Origin of the sequence: Brevundimonas variabilis (assembly GCF_014199945.1) — a bacterium.
GTDB classification, from domain to species: Bacteria; Pseudomonadota; Alphaproteobacteria; order Caulobacterales; family Caulobacteraceae; genus Brevundimonas; species Brevundimonas variabilis.
The window spans coordinates 462,107-479,623 of sequence record NZ_JACHOR010000003.1; the positions used below are offsets into that span (position 1 = coordinate 462,107).

The 17,517-nt window shown below is 65.3% G+C and carries 16 protein-coding genes; 5 read left to right on the forward strand and 11 right to left on the reverse strand.

Annotation, left to right across the window (positions count from 1 at the left end; genetic code table 11):
* Positions 1-4 precede the first annotated feature (4 nt).
* The gene (locus tag GGR13_RS10930) at positions 5-2,242 is read right to left on the reverse strand and encodes a TonB-dependent receptor (RefSeq protein ID WP_183213553.1); all 2,238 of its coding nucleotides are present in this window, start codon (positions 2,240-2,242) and stop codon (positions 5-7) included.
* Positions 2,243-2,455: 213 nt separating this feature from the next.
* Between GGR13_RS10930 and GGR13_RS10935 the strand changes: the two genes are divergently transcribed.
* The 3 genes from GGR13_RS10935 to GGR13_RS10945 are packed head-to-tail and all read left to right on the forward strand — an operon-like array spanning position 2,456 to position 6,691.
* On the forward strand, positions 2,456-3,721 hold the full coding sequence (locus GGR13_RS10935; RefSeq protein ID WP_183213554.1) for a spinster family MFS transporter: 1,266 nt from the start codon (positions 2,456-2,458) through the stop codon (positions 3,719-3,721).
* Between the two features lie 4 nt (positions 3,722-3,725).
* On the forward strand, positions 3,726-5,255 hold the full coding sequence (locus GGR13_RS10940) for a carboxylesterase/lipase family protein (protein ID WP_183213555.1): 1,530 nt from the start codon (positions 3,726-3,728) through the stop codon (positions 5,253-5,255).
* 5 nt (positions 5,256-5,260) lie between these two features.
* Positions 5,261-6,691 carry a M28 family metallopeptidase gene (locus GGR13_RS10945; RefSeq protein WP_183213556.1) on the forward strand — a complete coding sequence of 477 codons (1,431 nt, stop codon included), beginning with the start codon at positions 5,261-5,263 and terminating at the stop codon, positions 6,689-6,691.
* Positions 6,692-7,190: 499 nt separating this feature from the next.
* Here GGR13_RS10945 and GGR13_RS10950 read toward each other — a convergent pair whose 3' ends face one another.
* On the reverse strand, positions 7,191-7,334 hold the full coding sequence (locus GGR13_RS10950; protein WP_425486086.1) for a hypothetical protein: 144 nt from the start codon (positions 7,332-7,334) through the stop codon (positions 7,191-7,193).
* 501 nt (positions 7,335-7,835) lie between these two features.
* On the opposite strand from GGR13_RS10950, the gene GGR13_RS10955 reads away from it, so the two are divergent.
* On the forward strand, positions 7,836-8,384 hold the full coding sequence (locus GGR13_RS10955) for a hypothetical protein (RefSeq protein ID WP_183213557.1): 549 nt from the start codon (positions 7,836-7,838) through the stop codon (positions 8,382-8,384).
* A gap of 3 nt (positions 8,385-8,387) precedes the next feature.
* Here the strand turns inward: GGR13_RS10955 and GGR13_RS10960 are convergent, their stop codons facing one another.
* The 9 genes from GGR13_RS10960 to GGR13_RS11000 all read right to left on the reverse strand — a co-directional run bounded on the left by GGR13_RS10960 (position 8,388) and on the right by GGR13_RS11000 (position 16,905).
* Positions 8,388-9,599, reverse strand: a complete 1,212-nt coding sequence (locus GGR13_RS10960; RefSeq protein WP_246347797.1) for a tyrosine-type recombinase/integrase — start codon at positions 9,597-9,599, stop codon at positions 8,388-8,390.
* A 249-nt stretch (positions 9,600-9,848) separates the two neighbouring features.
* Positions 9,849-10,157, reverse strand: a complete 309-nt coding sequence (locus tag GGR13_RS10965; RefSeq protein ID WP_183213559.1) for a hypothetical protein — start codon at positions 10,155-10,157, stop codon at positions 9,849-9,851.
* A gap of 79 nt (positions 10,158-10,236) precedes the next feature.
* The gene (locus tag GGR13_RS10970; RefSeq protein ID WP_246347798.1) at positions 10,237-11,658 is read right to left on the reverse strand and encodes a M20/M25/M40 family metallo-hydrolase; all 1,422 of its coding nucleotides are present in this window, start codon (positions 11,656-11,658) and stop codon (positions 10,237-10,239) included.
* 94 nt (positions 11,659-11,752) lie between these two features.
* On the reverse strand, positions 11,753-13,663 hold the full coding sequence (dxs, locus tag GGR13_RS10975) for a 1-deoxy-D-xylulose-5-phosphate synthase (RefSeq protein WP_183213560.1): 1,911 nt from the start codon (positions 13,661-13,663) through the stop codon (positions 11,753-11,755).
* 58 nt (positions 13,664-13,721) lie between these two features.
* Positions 13,722-14,591, reverse strand: a complete 870-nt coding sequence (locus tag GGR13_RS10980; RefSeq protein WP_183213661.1) for a farnesyl diphosphate synthase — start codon at positions 14,589-14,591, stop codon at positions 13,722-13,724.
* Positions 14,592-14,629: 38 nt separating this feature from the next.
* Positions 14,630-14,986 carry a tRNA-binding protein gene (locus GGR13_RS10985; RefSeq protein WP_183213561.1) on the reverse strand — a complete coding sequence of 119 codons (357 nt, stop codon included), beginning with the start codon at positions 14,984-14,986 and terminating at the stop codon, positions 14,630-14,632.
* 5 nt (positions 14,987-14,991) lie between these two features.
* Positions 14,992-15,243, reverse strand: a complete 252-nt coding sequence (locus tag GGR13_RS10990; RefSeq protein WP_183213562.1) for an exodeoxyribonuclease VII small subunit — start codon at positions 15,241-15,243, stop codon at positions 14,992-14,994.
* A 49-nt stretch (positions 15,244-15,292) separates the two neighbouring features.
* Positions 15,293-15,901, reverse strand: a complete 609-nt coding sequence (locus GGR13_RS10995) for a histidine phosphatase family protein (protein WP_343060359.1) — start codon at positions 15,899-15,901, stop codon at positions 15,293-15,295.
* Between the two features lie 83 nt (positions 15,902-15,984).
* Positions 15,985-16,905: a histone deacetylase family protein gene (locus tag GGR13_RS11000; RefSeq protein ID WP_183213564.1), complete on the reverse strand. Its 921-nt coding sequence runs from the start codon at positions 16,903-16,905 to the stop codon at positions 15,985-15,987.
* 72 nt (positions 16,906-16,977) lie between these two features.
* Between GGR13_RS11000 and GGR13_RS11005 the strand changes: the two genes are divergently transcribed.
* Entirely contained in the window at positions 16,978-17,508 is a 531-nt protein-coding gene (locus GGR13_RS11005; protein ID WP_183213565.1) for a GNAT family N-acetyltransferase, read from the forward strand.
* Positions 17,509-17,517: the final 9 nt, after the last annotated feature.

Here is a 17,517-nt window from a genome sequence, read left to right on the forward strand (position 1 = left end):
GACGTCACCACCGATATCGGACCTGGAAGCCGTAGTTGCGAGGCTGGTTCAGACGCTGGGTCGTCGGGGAGGCGAAGATGGTGAACTTGCTGTCGGTGACGTTCGTGCCGAACACCGCATACTCGATGTCCCCCACCTGAAGCGCGACCCGTGCGTTCAGGATGTCGATGTCCGGCAGCGCGTAGTTCGGCGTGACCGACCCGGGCCGCACCAGTTCCTGGAGACCACCCGTCTGGCCGTTGTAGTTCAGGTTGACGCGCAGCTGACTGTCGCCCGCCAGCGGCCGGGTCCAGTTGAGGTCCGCGCCATAGATCCAGTCCGGCACCTGCGCCAGCGGCTGGCCGTTATAGACGCCCGCCGTGATCTCGCCGTCCTGTGCCGAGACGTTGACGCCCAGACGCAGGGTGCCGCCCGCGAAGTCGAACCGGCTGTTGGTCTCCAGCTCGACACCGGTGCTTTCCGCCTCGCCCGCATTGGTCAGGAACGACACCGCGTTCAGCGAGCACACCGCCAGGCCGATGAAGCAGCCGTTGTCGGTCTGGACGATCAGGTTCTCGGTCTGGTTCCGGTAGGCCGCCAGACCGAAGGTGACGTTGGGCCCCAGACTCCCCTTCAGACCCAGCTCGATCGCGTCCGAGGTCTCGTCTTCGTATGAGGGAACGACCTGGATCGGCTGTTGCGGTACGCCGAGGTTGGCGTTGAAGCCACCGGACCGGTAGCTGGAGCCGATCTTGGCATAGGCCAGAAGTCCGTCGGTCACGTCGTATGACGCGATCAGGTTGTAGGAGACGTTGTCCGGTGACGTCTCCGCGTCAAACGAGAACTGGTTCCCCCCGATCGCCACGCCACTGCGGGCGTCGAAGCGGCGGGCCTCGATGGACTTCTCATCCGATGTGTAGCGACCCTCGGCTGAGAGGTTGAACGCCTCGGTCAGGTCGTAGCCGACCGATCCATAGACAGCCCACGACCTGTATTCGAGTTGGACCGGAGAGCGCGTTCCCTGAGATGCATTGGCCGGCGTCGGGGTGCGCAGGGTGGTGTTATAGCTGCTACTGTCCAGCTTGTAGAGTTCGGCGCCCAGCAGCCAGGTCAGACGGTCTTCGGCGCCCGATCCCGCCAGATGCACATCCTGGTTGAAGATGGTGCTGTTGTCGCCGACCAGGGCATCGGACCCGGCGTCGATCGGAATGGTCACCAGACCCGCTGCCCGATCGGCGGCCAGGGTCGCTACGTTGGTGCCGTCTGCATCGAACTGGTAGAATGAAATCCGTTCACGCCAGGCCGTCGTGGACGACAGGGTCGCCCAGCCGAGCTCGCGCTTGTAGCGCAGGGTCGCGGCGTTGAAAGTCAGCGTCGCTGAGGGCGGCAGGCCCCAGGGGTATTCGTACTCGGGGTGGGCGACGCCGCGCGGGAACGAGGGCTGTGGCGCGATCACGACGCGATAGGTGATGGCGGGAATGTCGCCTTCGAGACGTTCCGCCAGGAAGGTGAGGTCGTTCGTGTCGTCGCGGTAGCGGAACTGTCCCCGCACGCCGATCGAGTTCTGGCGGTCGAAATAGACGTCGTTCTGGGGATTGTAGAAGAAGCCGCCCTGCTGGTCGATGTAGTCCACGCCGGCCCGCACGGCGATGTTGTCATTGACCACGAAGTTGGCCACGGCCTGGAGCTGCGGGCTCTCGTTTTCAGCCCCATACTTGAAGTCGATGAAACCGGTGTCCGCGAACACGGGCTCCTGGGCGATGATGTTGATGGCTCCGCCCACGGCGTTCCGACCGTAGAGCGCGCCCTGAGTACCCCGCAGGATCTCGACCCGGCCGATATCGAACAGATCGTTGCGGTTGTAGCTGCGACCACCAACGGCCCCGCCCCCGATGTAGGCTCCGTCACGATACAGGCCGACGCTGGGGTCAGCGCTGGTGGCTCGCGCCGTCGGCGAGGCGCGGATGGAAATTTCCGAGTTCACCGGCGAAGAGGTGTTGAAGAAGCGAACGCCCGCCTGGCCTGACAGAAGCTCAAGCGCCGACGACACGCCGCCGCGATCCGACAGTATCTGGTCGGTCAGGACCGATGCAGCCACCGGCACATCGGACAGCCGTTCCTCCCGACGTCGGGCGGTCACCACGACATCATCGACGGCGGTCGACTGGCCAGGCTGCGGCGCCGCCGCGCTCTGGGCCTCCGCCACGACGGGCATCGCGGACAACAAGGCCGCAGCGCAGACGCCCTTCATTTGGTGACGCATTTCATCCTCCCCTGAGCACGCGAACCGCGCTTCATATGGCGCAGATGCTTTGTCGATTATCGACAACTGTCAAGATCGCCGGGATCACACTTGTAAATAATCTACAACTGAGATCATCCTGTCGCCAACGATGACACCCGGGCATGGTCTGGGGCGAGGGAGTTCACCGATGACGCAGCCAGGTTCGCATCCGACATCGGAGACCCCGCGGTCATGAGCGAGACGAACGAACGGCCGGGCAGCGCGGCGTCCGTCGTCTGGTTCCTGTTCCTCATGTTCCTGGTTTCGACCCTGAACATGGCCGACCGCCAGATCATCGGCATCGTCGCCGAGCCGATCAAGCGTGAGTTCGGCCTGTCCGACACTCTGATCGGCCTTTTGGGCGGAACGGCTTTCGCCCTGGTCTATCCGCCTCTGGGCCTGCCGATCGCGCGTCTGGCGGACCGATTCAACCGGCGCAACATTCTGGCTGCATGCCTCGCCTTCTGGAGCGGCATGACCATGCTCTGCGGGCTGGTAACCGGCTTCTGGTGGCTGGCCCTCGCCCGCGCGGGGGTCGCCGCCGGCGAGGCCGGCTATGCCCCCACGACCCACTCCATGATCGCCGACCGGGTGTCGGAAAAGCGTCGGGCCTCGGCCTTCGCGGTGCTGGTCACGGGCATTTCGGCCGGGGCCCTGCTGGCGACGGTCGCCGGTGGCTATGTGTCCGAGCACTACGGCTGGCGCATGGCCTTCGTGGCGCTGGGCGTGCCGGGCTTACTGGTCGCGGTGCTGGTGATGCTGACCGTGCCCGAGCCGCCTCGGCGGGTGGCGGTCAAGACCGGCAGCGCCTGGGCGACCTATCGGCGCCTCTTGTCCAGCAAGCCGTTCACCTGGTGCGTCGGAGCGTCTGCCCTGCATCTGATGGTGACCTATGCGGTCGGGGCCTGGGGCATCGCCTGGTTCATCCGCTTTCATGAGATGGGTCTGGCGAGGGCCGGTCTGGTGCTGGGCGGCCTGGCGGCCATCGCCGGTGTTCTGGGCAGCATCGGCGGCGGCCTGATCGGGGATCGACTGGCCCGGGTCGACCGGCGGTGGCTGGCCTGGTGGCCGGCGGTGACGGTCTTCGTCGCGGCGTTCGTCGGAGCCGGAGCCTTCCTGACCGGGGACCTCAACTGGGCCATCGCGGGTGCAACCCTCGCGGTCTTCCTGAACGCCCTCTACCAGCCGTCCAGCTATGCCCTGATCCAGAGCGTCGCCGATCCTGCGGAGCGCGCCAGCGCGGCCGCCTTGATGATCTTCATCCAGAACCTGATCGGCCTGGGCCTAGGCCCCCTGCTGGTCGGGATCATAAGCGACGCCCTTACGCCGACGCTCGGGATCCGGTCGCTCGGCGTCGCCCTGGCGGGTATCTTCATGGTCAACGTCCTGGCCGCCGGGGCCTACTGGGTGGCCGGCCGTCACTACGGCCGCGCCCCGGCCGATCCTGTGGGAGTGTGATGCGATGCGCGCCTTGATCCTGTCCGCCGTCGCGGCCCTGAGCCTCGTCACTACGCCCGCATTCTCCCAAGAGGATCGACCCAGAGCCGAGGTCGCCCAGGGGTTCGCCCTCGGCGAGCGCATCGGAAGCATCGAAGTCTTCCGGGGACTGCCATTTGCCGCCGACACGGGCGGGAACAATCGCTGGAGAGCTCCCGAGCCCGCCCTGCCCTGGCAGGGGGACCGGGACGCCTCGGCGTTCGGCCCGATCTGCACCCAGCGCGTCGGTGTGTCCTCTCCGGCCCTGCGTGCGCGCGCGCAGAGCGAGGACTGCCTCAGCCTGAACATCTGGAAACCCGCCGACGCTGACGGCGCGCCGGTCATGGTCTGGATCCACGGCGGCGCGAACAGCTTCGGATCGGGATCGGACGTCTACTACGACGGCACGCCGTTCGCGCGTCGGGGCGTGGTCCTGGTGACAATCAACTACCGCGTCGGCCATCTGGGCTTCTTCGCTCATCCAGCCCTGGCCGAGAGCGGCGGCAATCTCGTCAACTATGGCCTGCTGGACCAGATCGCCGCGCTTCGCTGGGTCCAGCAGAACATCGGCGCGTTCGGGGGTGATCCTACCGACGTCACCGTCTTCGGCGAAAGTGCGGGCGGGGCGGCGGTTCTGAACCTGCTCGCCTCCCCCGACGCGCGCGGTCTGTTCGCCAAGGCAGCCGTCCAGTCCGGCGGCGGCCTGCGGCTGCCCCGGGACGTCGCCGCAGTGACCCGCGAGGGCCGCGCCACCGTTCAGGCCCTGGACCTGACCGGAGACGCCGCGACCGCCGAGGCCCTGCGCGCTCTTCCCGCCGACCGGTTCACGCAGGACGGCGTCCGCCCCGCCGTTCCAGGATTCGGTCCGGCCGTCGGGGGCGCCGCCCTGCCCGAAGCGCCGCTCGTCGCCATCCGTGGCGGGCGGGCGGCGGCGGTGCCGCTGATCATCGGCGTCAACAGCAACGAAGCCAGCCTGATGCAGTCCTACGGGATGCAGCCAGACGCGGTCATCACACAGTTCGGGGGTCGGCTCCCCGCCCTGCTCGACGCCTATGGCCCGGCGATCAACGGGGACGACGCCCTGTATGCACGCAGGCTCTATGGCGACGTGGTCTTCGCCTATCCTGCCCGAGCCGTCGCCATCGCCCACAGCCGCCGGGCGCCGGTGTGGCTCTACTGGTTCGACTATGTCGCCGAAGGTCGACGGGGCGAGGTCACTGGCGTCGCCCACGCCGCCGAGATTCCCTATGTCTTCGACACCTCGCGCGAGGCCGCGGGATTGCCGCCCGTGTCGGCGGCGGACCAGGTCTATGCGTCCGGCGTCAACGCCTGTTTCACCAGCCTGGCCCTGACCGGACGCCCAACGGACGCCCCGCTGTGCGCAGGCTGGACGCCCTATGATCGCGATCGAGACAACTGGTTCGTCTTCGCGCCCACGCCGACGGAAATCGAGGGACGGGACCGACGCCCGCTGGACGCCATCGGCGCCGCCCTGTGTCGGCTGAATCTCGACTGATCGCGATGAACCGGCAATCCAGACGCCAGTTCGCGGCGTCCCTGACAGCCGTCTCCCTGTTTCCCGCCCGCATCGTGCAAGACGTTACCGGCCCGCTTTCTCCTGCGTCGCTGATGGCCGATCTGACCGCGGTGACAGCGGTGTCGCGCCGGGCGAAGGCGGATGGATTGCTGGACTACGGCCGGGTTCCCGGAACGATCTACGATGGACTGACCGCTTCCTGGCTGGAGCGACGCTTTCGCGAGGCCGGACTCTCCCAGGTCAGGCAGGATCCGTACGACTTGCCTGACCCGGAATGGATGCTGGACGGCGTTTCTCTGGACATCGACACCGGGCGGGGGACGGTGTCGATGCCTTCGGCCTTCACGCCCGATCAGTCCCCGGTGACGCCGCCGGAAGGCACGACTGCAGAGATCATCGACATCGGCGACGGCTCCGCTGCGGCGCGGGCTAGACGAGACCTTAGCGGCAAGATCGTTCTCGTCCACAGCCGGGTCGAAGGCATCGCCTACGATCATCCCGCCCGCGCTCTTGTGCCGGACCTCGAACGGGAGGGAATCGCTGGCCTGATCCTAGCCATTCGCCAGCCCGGAGATCCACAGACGCGCTATGCGGTCCAGCCCGGCCCGATCCGGTTCCGGGTCACAAGGACCCCTTGGATCACCATCTCCGGGGCCGACGCACTCACCCTGAGCACGCTGATCGATCAGGCGCCTGGGAAGGCATGTTTGAAAGCCACGATCAGGGTTGAGGGGCGCCTCACGCCGCCCGGCCGGTCGCAGAACATCATGGGCGTCGTGCCCGGCAGATCCGACGAGGTGACGCTGGTCACAGCCCACACCGACAGCCGTTGGGAGGGCGCGACCGACAATGCCAGCGGCGTGAGCCTGCTCCTCGGTCTGGCCCGACATTTCGCCTCACGCCCCCTTCCGGAGCGGACCCTGGTCTTCGTCGCCACCGGCGGTCATCACAACGGTCCGTCCAGTGGTCAGAAGCATATCATCGCGGCCCACCCGGACCTGATCGGCCGCTGCGCGCTGATCGTGAACCTGGAACACGTCGGATCGCGCGAGCCCGACGGTCGCGGGGGTCTGCAAGAGCGGGCCGGTCCCAATGTAATGTTCGTCCCGAACCAGAACCCGGACTTATTGCGTCTGGTCGAGGCCGGCGTCGCGGCTCACGGCGTACCGGTCCTGCGACCGGTCCAGACCTTCTGGACGGCCGACTATTACGTTCACGCTCGACTGGGGACACCGGCGGTCATGATCCTGCAGCCCTCGTTCTGGTACCACACCGAGGCCGACACCATGGACAAGGTCCATCCGGAGGATCTCTCGGCGATGGCCAGACTCCATGCCGACCTCATCTCCGGCGCTGATGCGGTGTCGCGGGCAGACCTTCGGATTGGAGTACCATCGCTGAGCTTTGGAACCTGAGCGTACCTGTCCGTTTGGAACGGTGCTACCGAGGCTTTGTCGCCCTAGGACTTGCGTTCGACGTTCTAGTGATCAGCCACTCCGAACGTGTCCATGAACGAACGCATCGCTGGCGCTAACCAACGCGATAGTAAGTAGGCAAGCCCAAAGGAGGGTGGCGAGGGGGGTGACGTGATGGTGTGGACGACCTCCACCTGAACAGCTGTTCTGGAGTGTCTTCATCAGGGACCTCATGTGTGGACGACCTCCAAGACGCAAGAGTGGAAACGACGTTGGCGCTCGGTCGAGTGCAGTCATGTGTTCGGCCTGTTGATGCAGCTGTGTGCGCTGCTGGCCTTGATGAAGTCTGCGGACCGGCTCCCGAAGCACCCCCACGCGCTCAAAGCGCTCTGACCCCTAGGTTTCTCCGTCCTCGGCTGCGGCCGGTTCGTCAACACGTCTCATCACTCTTGGTCAACGGCGTCGGTCCTTGGTGGAGACCGGGCCGATCTCTATGCCGTCAGGGCCCGTAATCCTCCTGTCGCGCCATCAGGGTCCAAGCGATGCGGGCGGTCTTGTTGGCCAAGGCCACGGCGGCGACCTTCGGCTTCTTGCGTCCGAGCAGATTGCCGATCCAGCCCTCGCGTCCTCGCTGGCGGGCCATCCGCAGAACGGCGGGCTCGTCAAAGACAAGCGACCGGCGACTTTCGGGAGAGCGTCTGCCGATGTCATCTGGGGATGCTTCAGACTGAAAGCGGGCTTCCCGGCAGGTCGGCTCGTAGAGTTGGTGCGGGCGGCCGGGGTCGAACCGGCATGGGCAATGCCCGACGGATTTTCATACCACTTCGACTTTCGCCGCCACCCAGGTTGGGCGTTCGTGGTCTGGACTATCCCTTCGTCATAGCCCGAAGGCCTTAGACGCCGCCCGTCTAGTCTCTACACCTTCCCGCCTGGCGGCGGGCTTGGCTCGGGATCGCCATTCTACAGGGTTCCCCGACTTTGAGCGGTTCTACGTCCGGGATTTCCCCCGGCGCACTCAATCCTCAGCTTAAGTCCGTTGCGTCTACCAGTTTCGCCACGCCCGCATGCTGCGCGAGTCTATAACAGCCTACGCGACGCGGCCAAGGGACGCTGTCATTTCAACAGGTAAGGCCAGACGCGATTCATGAAGCCATTGAACGAGAAGATGGCGGCCAAAAAAATCGCAAAGGGTCCAACCACCCCGGCTGTACCGCACTCGGCTGAAGTCCGACGAGTCCTCGGCAGGCTGCCGAATCCGCAGGACGCCTTATTTCTCGACTTCGCCGATGTCGGGGCCGGGTACCATGGTGCCGCTTGTCATATGAACGCCAAGCACCTAGCGATGTCCCCCGGGGGAAGGCGGGTACACGGATGGGCCATCTGGCAATACCCAAGCTTTGCTCAAGCAGAGTTTCATAGCGTTTGGGAGGACCTGGACGGCAATCTGGTCGATGTCACGCCGCATCGGAATGGCCAGACAAAGGTGATGTTTGTGCGGGATCCAAGCCTCGTTATCGAGCGGGACCCAGAAACTGGTCGAGCAATCCTCTTTTCCGCGATCACCTCGTCGGGCGCGCCGTACTACAAGATGGCTGAGACACCGACGACGTCGCCGGTCTACACTTTCCAGGTCAAAACTGGTTCGGAGCTCGATGAGGAGCTAATCCGCTTGGGACTGCTCGATCTGGTCTAGCGGTTAGTCTGACGTCTTCTTCGGTTTCTGTTTCCGGACGTTGATCGCCGAGGCGTCAAGCGTGTTCTTGATGTGGGAGGCATAGTATTTCTCAATCATCTCGACGCTGGTCCGGCAGTTTTTCGCCACCTGATAGATGTCGGCTCCCTCCATCAATCGCATACTGATGTAGGTATGGCGCAGGCTATAAGCGGTCCGCGGATTACCCTCTCGGTCCTTCTTGAGCCCCAGTTCGTCCAAGATCGCGTTCATCAGCTCTCGCTGTACCGGCCCGAAAATCAGGTCCGTCGGCTTCGGATTCGCTCGCGCCCGAAGGCGTTCGAACGGCAAGACGGCTCCTGCCATGCTCTTGCAGTAGCCAACGCCGCGCTTGCCCCGGACCTCGATCTCAAGGATCCGCTCATTCATGTCCTCGTCCTCGACGACGGTGACGTCGCGAAACTCCAGGCGCGAGGCCTCGTCGGGTCGCAGGCCGGTGTTGGCCATGAAGAGCACGTAGTCGTGGAACTTCTCGCTCTCGCCCCTCCATCGCTCCTTCTTCGGCTTCTTGGCGCGCGCGCGCGTCGCCTCGTAGAGCGTCCGGTACTCATCCGGGGAAAACCAGGCGCGGTGGCTGATCTTGCCGGAGGTCTTGTAGGGTGCCGACATGTCGGGAAGGCCGGTGATCCAGCCCTTGCGGTTCGCGGTTTTCAGCACCTGGCGCAGCGTGACGATCTCGCTGTGCATCGTGCTCCGCGAAGGCCGCTTCACGTTGCCCTCTCCGTCTGACCGGGAGGTCATCCGGTGAACCCGGTAGTCCTGGATCAGGCCGGCGGTGACCTCGGTCACAGGCTTGTCTCCGAAGTACGGCAGCAAGTGCAGGTTCAGTTGCCGGGGTTTCTGCTTCACATAGGAGGCGTTCCGTTCGCCCAGTGTAATGACCTCGTATTCCGCAACGAACGCCTTGGCGGCGTCGCGGAAGGTGGGAGCTGTCGCCCCTCGCCTTTTCGCGCCAGACCCAGTGAAACGAGCCACGGATCCGGCAGTCGGGAACTCTTCGCGGAGGCGGAGGCGCGCGTCGACCCGGCGCTCCAAGTACCAGTCGGTGGCAAACTCGAACGCCATCGCCAAGTTGGTGTGCCCGGTGGTTGACCGATAATTGTAGCCGTCCAGGTAGACGGCGCACTGCCAGCGAGAGCTGTTCTCCCGACGGTAGACATGGACCTTGCCGTCCATAAGCGTGTGTTTCTGTTCCGCCATGTCTGCACTTCCCGAAGTGGGGTGTGTAAGACATGTGTAACTCGGTCGGCGGGCCCTAAGTAGCGGTTTTTGCAACGTAAACATACGGTGGTAGGCCGTAAAACACGCTTTTAAGTCCGTTGCGTCTACCAGTTTCGCCACGCTCGCCTGCCAGGACGCCTAGCAGCGACGCGACGACTCATAAAGGTGCCTCGTGACTCTGACGGTCGCTCCGGTGGCCGCGACCTAGGCGACCGTGGCGCTGAGGCCGATCAGGGCGACCCAGGCAAAGCACCCGATCAGCCCGAGGGCCGAACAGACCGATCCCGCGATCGCCACGCCCCGCCCATTGGGCTTGCCGAGCGCGACCAGTCCGAAGACCAGACCCAGGGGTGCGAGAATCCAGGCGATCATACCGAACAAGGGGATCCACACCGTCACCATGGCGAGGATGCCCAGAACCAGTGAAGCCGTTGCCAATCCATTGCCCGCCGCGGGTACCGCGTAAACATTGACAGTCGACGCGGGCTGGCCGTGCAGGTTCTGTTCCGACATCGCTCATTCCTCCTTCAGTCGCGCGAGACACTCCCTGCAACCTGAATGATGTCGTTGTGCGAGAAAAACGACCGGAGCGTCAAGAGCCGGGAGTGGGCCGCAACTCCACGTCACTCTCGGCAAGCAGCCAAAGGAAGGACGCCCAGGCGGCCACGTTCTGATCCATGGCCTTTGGATCGATCCGGTCCAGCACGTCATCAACCGTGTGGTGGGTGTCGAAATAGTCGCTGCCATCCTGGTTCAGGCGGAAGGCAGGCACGCCCATGGCCACCGTCGGCCCTGTGTCGGGACCGCCGCCCGTCGCCGGGGCCGGATCGAACAGCACGCCGATCGGGGTCAGCACCCGCATGGCTGCCTTCTGAAGGTCGCTGTTGGCGGCACTGGCTGGCAGGGCCAGACTATAGATGCGTTCGGCCCCGAAATCGCTTTCGCTGATCGCGACATGGTTGGCCATCTCGTCGCGACGGCTGTCGGCATAGAATCGGGCTCCGGCCAGTCCTTGCGCGGGCGGTGGCTGGCTGACTTCCTCGGCCCCCCACCAGACGACGCGGATCGTCCGGCGTGGATTGCGCGGCAGGTCCTCGATCAGCTTGAGGGCCGCGGCCGTGATGGCCACCCCTGCGCCGTCGTCGATGGCTCCGGTCCCGAGGTCCCAGCTGTCCAGGTGACCACCGATGACGATGACCTCATCCGGCTTTTCACGGCCGCGGATTTCGCCGACGACGTTCTGGGACCTTCCGTCCATGGTGAAGCTGGCCGTGGAGAACAGGCGCAGCCGGACCGGGGTGTCGTCGAGGGCCGCGATCCGGCGCAGCTGGTCCGCATCAGGTGGCGAAATGGCAAAGGCCGGAATGGTCCCCTCACCGACGCGCGTTGCACCCGCATGGGCAAAGCGGTGGTCATGAGTGCCCAGCGAACGCAGGACATAGCCAACGGCACCTCGCCTGGCTGCCTCGGTCGGGCCAAGCCCGCGAATGGGCGAGGTCGCGCCATAGCCGCGCCCGTCCTGCGCCTGGACCGTGTCCTGAAGGACGACCGCGATCTTGCCGGTAAGCGAGCCTTCCGGGGCATCCAGCAGGGATTGATAGGTCTCGAACACGACCGCCTCGGCCTCGATCCCGTCAGCTGGTGTCGCCGAGCTCCCGCCAAGGGCAACGGCGGTCAGGGGCTGGGCAAACGGGCCGACGATCTGGACCGAATTGATCCCCCGGTTCCAGACCGCCAGCGGAAACGTCTCGACCTTCACGTTGTCGAAGCCCAGGCGACGGAAGGTCTCCGCCCCCCAGGCGGCCGCCGCCTGTTCCGAAGCCGTGCCGGCGAGGCGGGGTCCAAACCGCGTCGTCAGCTCGGACACCAGCGGATAGGCGATCGAGCCCGAGAGGGCCTTGTCCCGCAGTTGCTCAGCCGTGCGGATCGCGGCCGCATCCTGGGCGAGCACAGGGCCCGCAATCAGCCCCAGCGCAAGCGCCGAAACCGCCATGCGGCGGATGAAACAGGACATGGGCAACCCTCCAGACTCGATCGAGACTGCCTTGTAGAGGGGCCGGGCAAGCGAAGCCATGGGCAAGCGGCCCCTGACCCCGGGGCGGCCCAGCTCAGGCCCGGGCCGCACCCCGGCTGCCCGCGAGACCGAGCGCCGAAATCGCGGCCGCAGCGATCTGATCGGCCTGAAGGCCAGCCTCGGCATACATGGCCGCCGGGCTGTCCTGGTCCTGGAAGATATCGGGCAGATGCAGGGTGCGGATCTTGAGACCGGCATCCAGCGCGCCTTGCTCGGCCAGGAACTGGAGGACAAAGGCGCCGAACCCGCCCATGGCCCCCTCTTCCACCGTGATGACCGCCTCGTGCTCGCGAGCGAGGCGCAGGATCATCTCTCCGTCCAGTGGCTTGGCGAACCGCGCATCGGCGACGGTGGCGGAAATGCCATGGGCTGCCAGCAGGTCGGCGGCCTTCAGCGATTCCTGCAGGCGCGTCCCCAGGCTGAGGATCGCGACGGCCGTGCCTTCGCGGACAATACGGCCGCGCCCGATCTCGAGCGGGGCTGCCAGCTCGGGAATCTCGACCCCGACACCATCGCCCCGCGGATAGCGGAAGGCAGACGGGCGGTCGTCGATCTCGAGCGAGGTTGCGATCATCGCCGCCAGATCCGCCTCGTCGGCGGCCGCCATCAGGACCATGCCGGGCAGAGCGCCCATGTAGCCGATGTCGAACGAACCGGCGTGAGTGGCACCGTCCGAGCCGACCAGTCCGGCACGGTCCATGGCGAAGCGGACAGGCAGTTTCTGGATCGCGACATCATGCACGACCTGGTCGTAGCCACGCTGAAGGAAGGTCGAATAGATGGCGCAGACCGGCTTCATTCCGTCGGCCGCCAGACCGGCTGCAAACGTTACCGCGTGCTGCTCGGCGATCCCGACGTCATAGGTCCGCTCGGGGAACGCCTGACCAAACAGATCCAGACCCGTGCCGGATGGCATGGCCGCCGTGATGGCGACAATGGTCGGATCGACCTTCGCACGCTTGATCAGTTCCGTGCCGAACACCTTGGTGTAGCTGGGCGCGTTCGAAATGGCCTTGGACTGCTTGCCGGAGACGACATCGAACTTCACCACGGCGTGGAGCTTGTCGGCGCTGGACTCGGCTGGGGCGTACCCCTTGCCCTTCTGGGTAACGACATGAACGACCACCGGGCGATCGGTGATGGCAGCGGCGTTCCGGAGGATCGGCACCAGATTGTCGAGGTCATGCCCGTCGACCGGTCCGATGTAGTAGAAACCAAGCTCCTCGAAGAAGGTGCCGCCGACAACCATGCCGCGGGCATACTCCTCGGCCTTGCGGGCCGCATCGCGGAACGGGCGCGGCATGTGCTCGGCGACCTTTTTGCCGAAGCGCCGGAAATTCTGGTAGGCACCGCCCGAGACCTGTTTGGCCAGATAGGCGCTCATGCCGCCCACCGGCGGGGCGATCGACATGTCGTTGTCGTTGAGGATGACCGTGAGCTGGCCGGTCGTCTCGGCCGCATTGTTCATGGCCTCATACGCCATGCCGGCGGACATCGAGCCGTCGCCGATCACTGCCACGACCTTGTTGGTCTCGCCCTTCTGGTCACGCGCGGCACAGAACCCGAGGGCTGCGCTGATCGAGGTCGAGGCGTGGGCCGCACCGAACGGATCGTATTCACTTTCGGACCGCTTGGTGAAGCCCGACAGGCCTCCGCCCATGCGCAGCGTACGGATCCGGTCGCGTCGGCCGGTCAGGATCTTGTGCGGATAGCACTGGTGACCGACGTCCCAGATCAGGATGTCCTGCGGGGTGTTGAAGACGTGGTGCAGGGCCGTGGTCAGCTCGACCACGCCGAGCCCGGCGCCCAGGTGGCCGCCCGTGGTCGAGACCGCATCGATCGTCTCGGCGCGGAGTTCGTCGGCCAGCTGACGCAGCTGCGCAGCATCGAAGTGGCGCATATCGGCGGGAATGCGGACGGTATCGAGTAGCGGGGTAGGAGACATGAAGCGCGTGAACCTTGGATCTGTTTTTTGGGTCCGATCTGACGCCGGACGTTTCCTCTCAGTTTCGTCGGTTTAGCACAAAGTCCACGCTGGCCTTGAGGTTTTCCGCATCCGGTCCGAACACATCGAGATGGCTTCTGGCCTGATCCGCCAGATGGGCGACCCTGTGCCGCGCCTGATCGACCCCCAGCAGGGTGACGAAATTGGTCTTGCCCTGGGCAGCGTCCTTCTGGGCAGCCTTGCCGAGGATGTCCTCGTCGCCGTCAAAATCCAGCAGGTCGTCAACGATCTGGTAGGCCAGACCGATGTCATGGGCAAAGCTGAGCAGGGCATGCGTATGCTCCTCGCGGGCACTCGCGATGATCAACGGGATCTCAAAGGCATAGGTGAACAGCGCACCGGTCTTGAGACGCTGCATCCGGGCTACGCCACCCAGATCATCGCGGACGCCGAGCAGATCGATCATCTGGCCTCCGGCCATGCCCCGCGCGCCGCTGGCCAGCGACAGGCGGGCGGCGAGCTCGCAGCGGATCTCGGCATCCTCGTGGGTGTCGGGGTGCAGGAGGATATCGAACGCTGCCGTCTGAAGGGCATCCCCGGCGAGGACGGCCGTCGCCTCATCATAGGCCTTGTGCAGTGTGGGTCGGCCGCGACGCATGTCGTCGTCATCCATGCACGGCAGGTCGTCGTGCACCAGGCTGTAGGCATGGACGCACTCCAGCGCACAGGCTGCGCGAAGCACGGGACGTTCCTCGATATCGAACAGCCGCGCGGCCTCCATCGCGAAATAGGGCCGGAGACGCTTGCCCGGCCCCAGGGCAGCATAACGCATGGCCTCGGTCAGGCGGGACTCCGGACCATCCGCGCGCGGCAGAAGCTCATCGAGCGCGACCGTGACAAGGTCAGCCACTTCGGCCACCCGGTCGATTACCGACTGTTCCGGAGAGTTAGCGGCACGCAACGGATTCAAAACAGCCTCCCACCGAGCGGCGCATCCCTGTCGATCCCCACCAGCACGACTTCACCTTCGGCGTCCGGAAAGCCCAAGGTCAAGACCTCGCTGATGAAGGGCCCGATCTGGCGCGGCGCGAAATTGACGACCGCAGCCACCTTGCGACCCGTGAGCTCTGCCAGTGAATAGTGGTGGGTGATCTGTGCAGATGAACGCTTCACACCGATCTCGGACCCAAAATCGATCGTCAGTTTGAAGGCCGGCTTGCGCGCTTCGGGAAAGACCTCGGCCTTGACCACCTGTCCGACGCGGATGTCGACCTTCATGAAGTCGTCGAACGGAATGGTTAAGGCCACGGGCGTGGTCGGCATCACGGTCAACCGAACTCGGCGGGCTCGATGCCCCTGGCGCTGCCGTCGGAGCCGACAACGATCTTCTCGACCCTGAGTTGGGCGGCCTTCAGGCGGGCCTCGCAATGGGATTTCAGTCGCGCGCCCTCTTCGTAAAGGGTGATCGATTCTTCCAGCGGGGCCTGACCGGATTCCAGCCGGGAGACGATCGTTTCGAGCCGGGCAAGGGCATCTTCGAACGAGAGGTCGACGGGAATGGCGGGGGCGGTATCAGTCATGACCGCGACCCTAGAGAGACGCGCGTGATGCATCAACCGACAGAAGCACTCAACGCTTCTCGAACCGGCGCTGGGACCAGTATCTGAAGCCCTGATTGTGAACCAGGGTCCACCCGTCAGCCTGAAGCCGGCGGCCGACCATGTGGTTGAAATAGCCATGGGCGAGGACCAGCACGTCGTTCCCCCCCTGGGCCTTGGCAATCAGAACCTGTGCCGCCTTCTCCGCACGAGCCTCGGCTTCGGCTCGGCTTTCCTGTCCGTCGTGATGATCGAAGGCGTGCCACCAGAAGCGGGCAACGGCTCCCCAGTACTTTGGCGGCAGCTTGAACCAGGATGGAAAGTGCGGTGGCGGAAGGGGGGCCTCGATGAACAGGGCATCGTTCATGACGTCCCGTCCAGCGGCGATCGCCGACGCCGTTTCCTGGGCCCGCGGACGAGTCGAAGCATAGATAGCCCCGGCTCCGGCGGCTGTGGCCAGAAGATCGGCGGGTGGTGTCTGGCCTGCCAGGAGTCCGCCCACTTCATAGCGCGCCCACCATTCGCGATACTGATCTGACGTCAGCAGACATTTGCGCGACAGGGCTGGCTCGCCATGGCGCGCAAGGGTGATCGACCCGGGTCGGCCGACCGGCAGGTGCGAGTCAACCGATGGGGTCACGGCGGTCTTCGCGATATCTAGGACAGTGGAGGGCATAACAGGGAATCGCAGGGGCCTTGTGGATTACAGCGCCTTTTGCGTCCTCAGTCCTCCTCCAGGGCATGAAGATGTGCGACCGTTGATCGGCCCAGACCTTCAAGGTCGTAACCGCCCTCAAGCGAGGACACAACCTTGCCCCCGCATCGACGGCGCGCAACCTCGAGAACGGCTCGGGTTGCCCAGGCAAAATCCTCGGCCTCAAGGGACTGATGCGCCAGCGGATCGCGGCGATGCGCGTCGAACCCGGCAGAGATCAGGATCAGGTCCGGCGCGAAATCGTCCAGCGCCGGCATCAGACCGCCAGCGAAGGTCGCACGCCAGGCTTCGCGCGCGGCATGCGGGGCGACCGGGACGTTGACGATATTGCCGACGCCGGTCTCGGCCGCCGCGCCTGTACCCGGATACAGTGGCATCTGATGGATCGAGCCCAGGAACAGGCTGGCGTCTTGCTCGAATGCTGCCTGTGTGCCGTTGCCATGGTGGACATCGAAATCGATCACAGCGACTCGGGCCATGCCAAGAGACTGGGCCACACGCGCGGCCACCGCGACGGAGGAGAACAGGCAGAAGCCCATGGCACGGTCCGGCTCCGCATGATGCCCAGGCGGCCGCACGGCTGCAAAGGCGCGGTGGGTCCGTCCATCAGCCACAGCCTTGACCGCATCGATCACAGCGCCCGCCGCCAGCCGTGCGGCCCGGACGCTGCCCGGCGACAGCAGGGTATCGGCGTCCAGCTGCACCGATCCGGTCGCCGGTGAAGCGTCGAGGATACGCGCGACATAGTCCGCTGGATGAACACGTTCCAGATCGGCAACGGCGGCTTCTGTCGCCGCATGACGATCGAGTCGAAGGTCAGACCCCTCTATGGCCGCCATCACGGCAGCCAGACGCTCGGGCCGTTCGGGGTGTCCGGCACCCGTGCGGTGCTCGATCATGTCGGGGTGGGTGAACAGTGAAACGCTCATGCCCGCAGGATAGGCGGCCGGAATGCGCTTGTCGCGGATGACGGCGTCGAAAACCGGGTGTAATCCGCGCAGATGAGCACAGCCCAGATCCGCCCCGCCCGGTCCGACGACGCTGTCGCCCTGGGGGCCCTCGGCCGCCAGACCTTCGTGGACACCTTCGTGACCGGGTTCGGCATTCCCTATCCGGCCGATGACCTGGCCCTCTTTCTGGATGCCAGCTTCAGTCCCGAGGCGACCACGACCCGCCTCAAGGAGCCTGGAGCCGCATGGTGGGTCGCGGAGGGCGACGACGGGTCGCTGCTGGCGTTCGCCAATGCCGGCCCCAACACCCTGCCCCACCCGGAAGCGCGCGCCAGTCATACCGAACTGCGCCGGCTCTATGTCGGCCGCAATGCCCAGGGCCTGGGGCTCGGGACCCGGCTACTGGCCGAGGCGCTGGACTGGATGGAGGCCAACAGCGACGGCCCCCTGTGGATCGGAGTCTGGAGCGGAAATGCCAAGGCACAGAAGCTCTACGCGGCGCATGGCTTCGAGACCGTCGGCACCTACCAGTATCCGGTCGGCCGATGGCGGGATGACGAGTTCATCATGCGGCGCGGATAGGTTAGACAG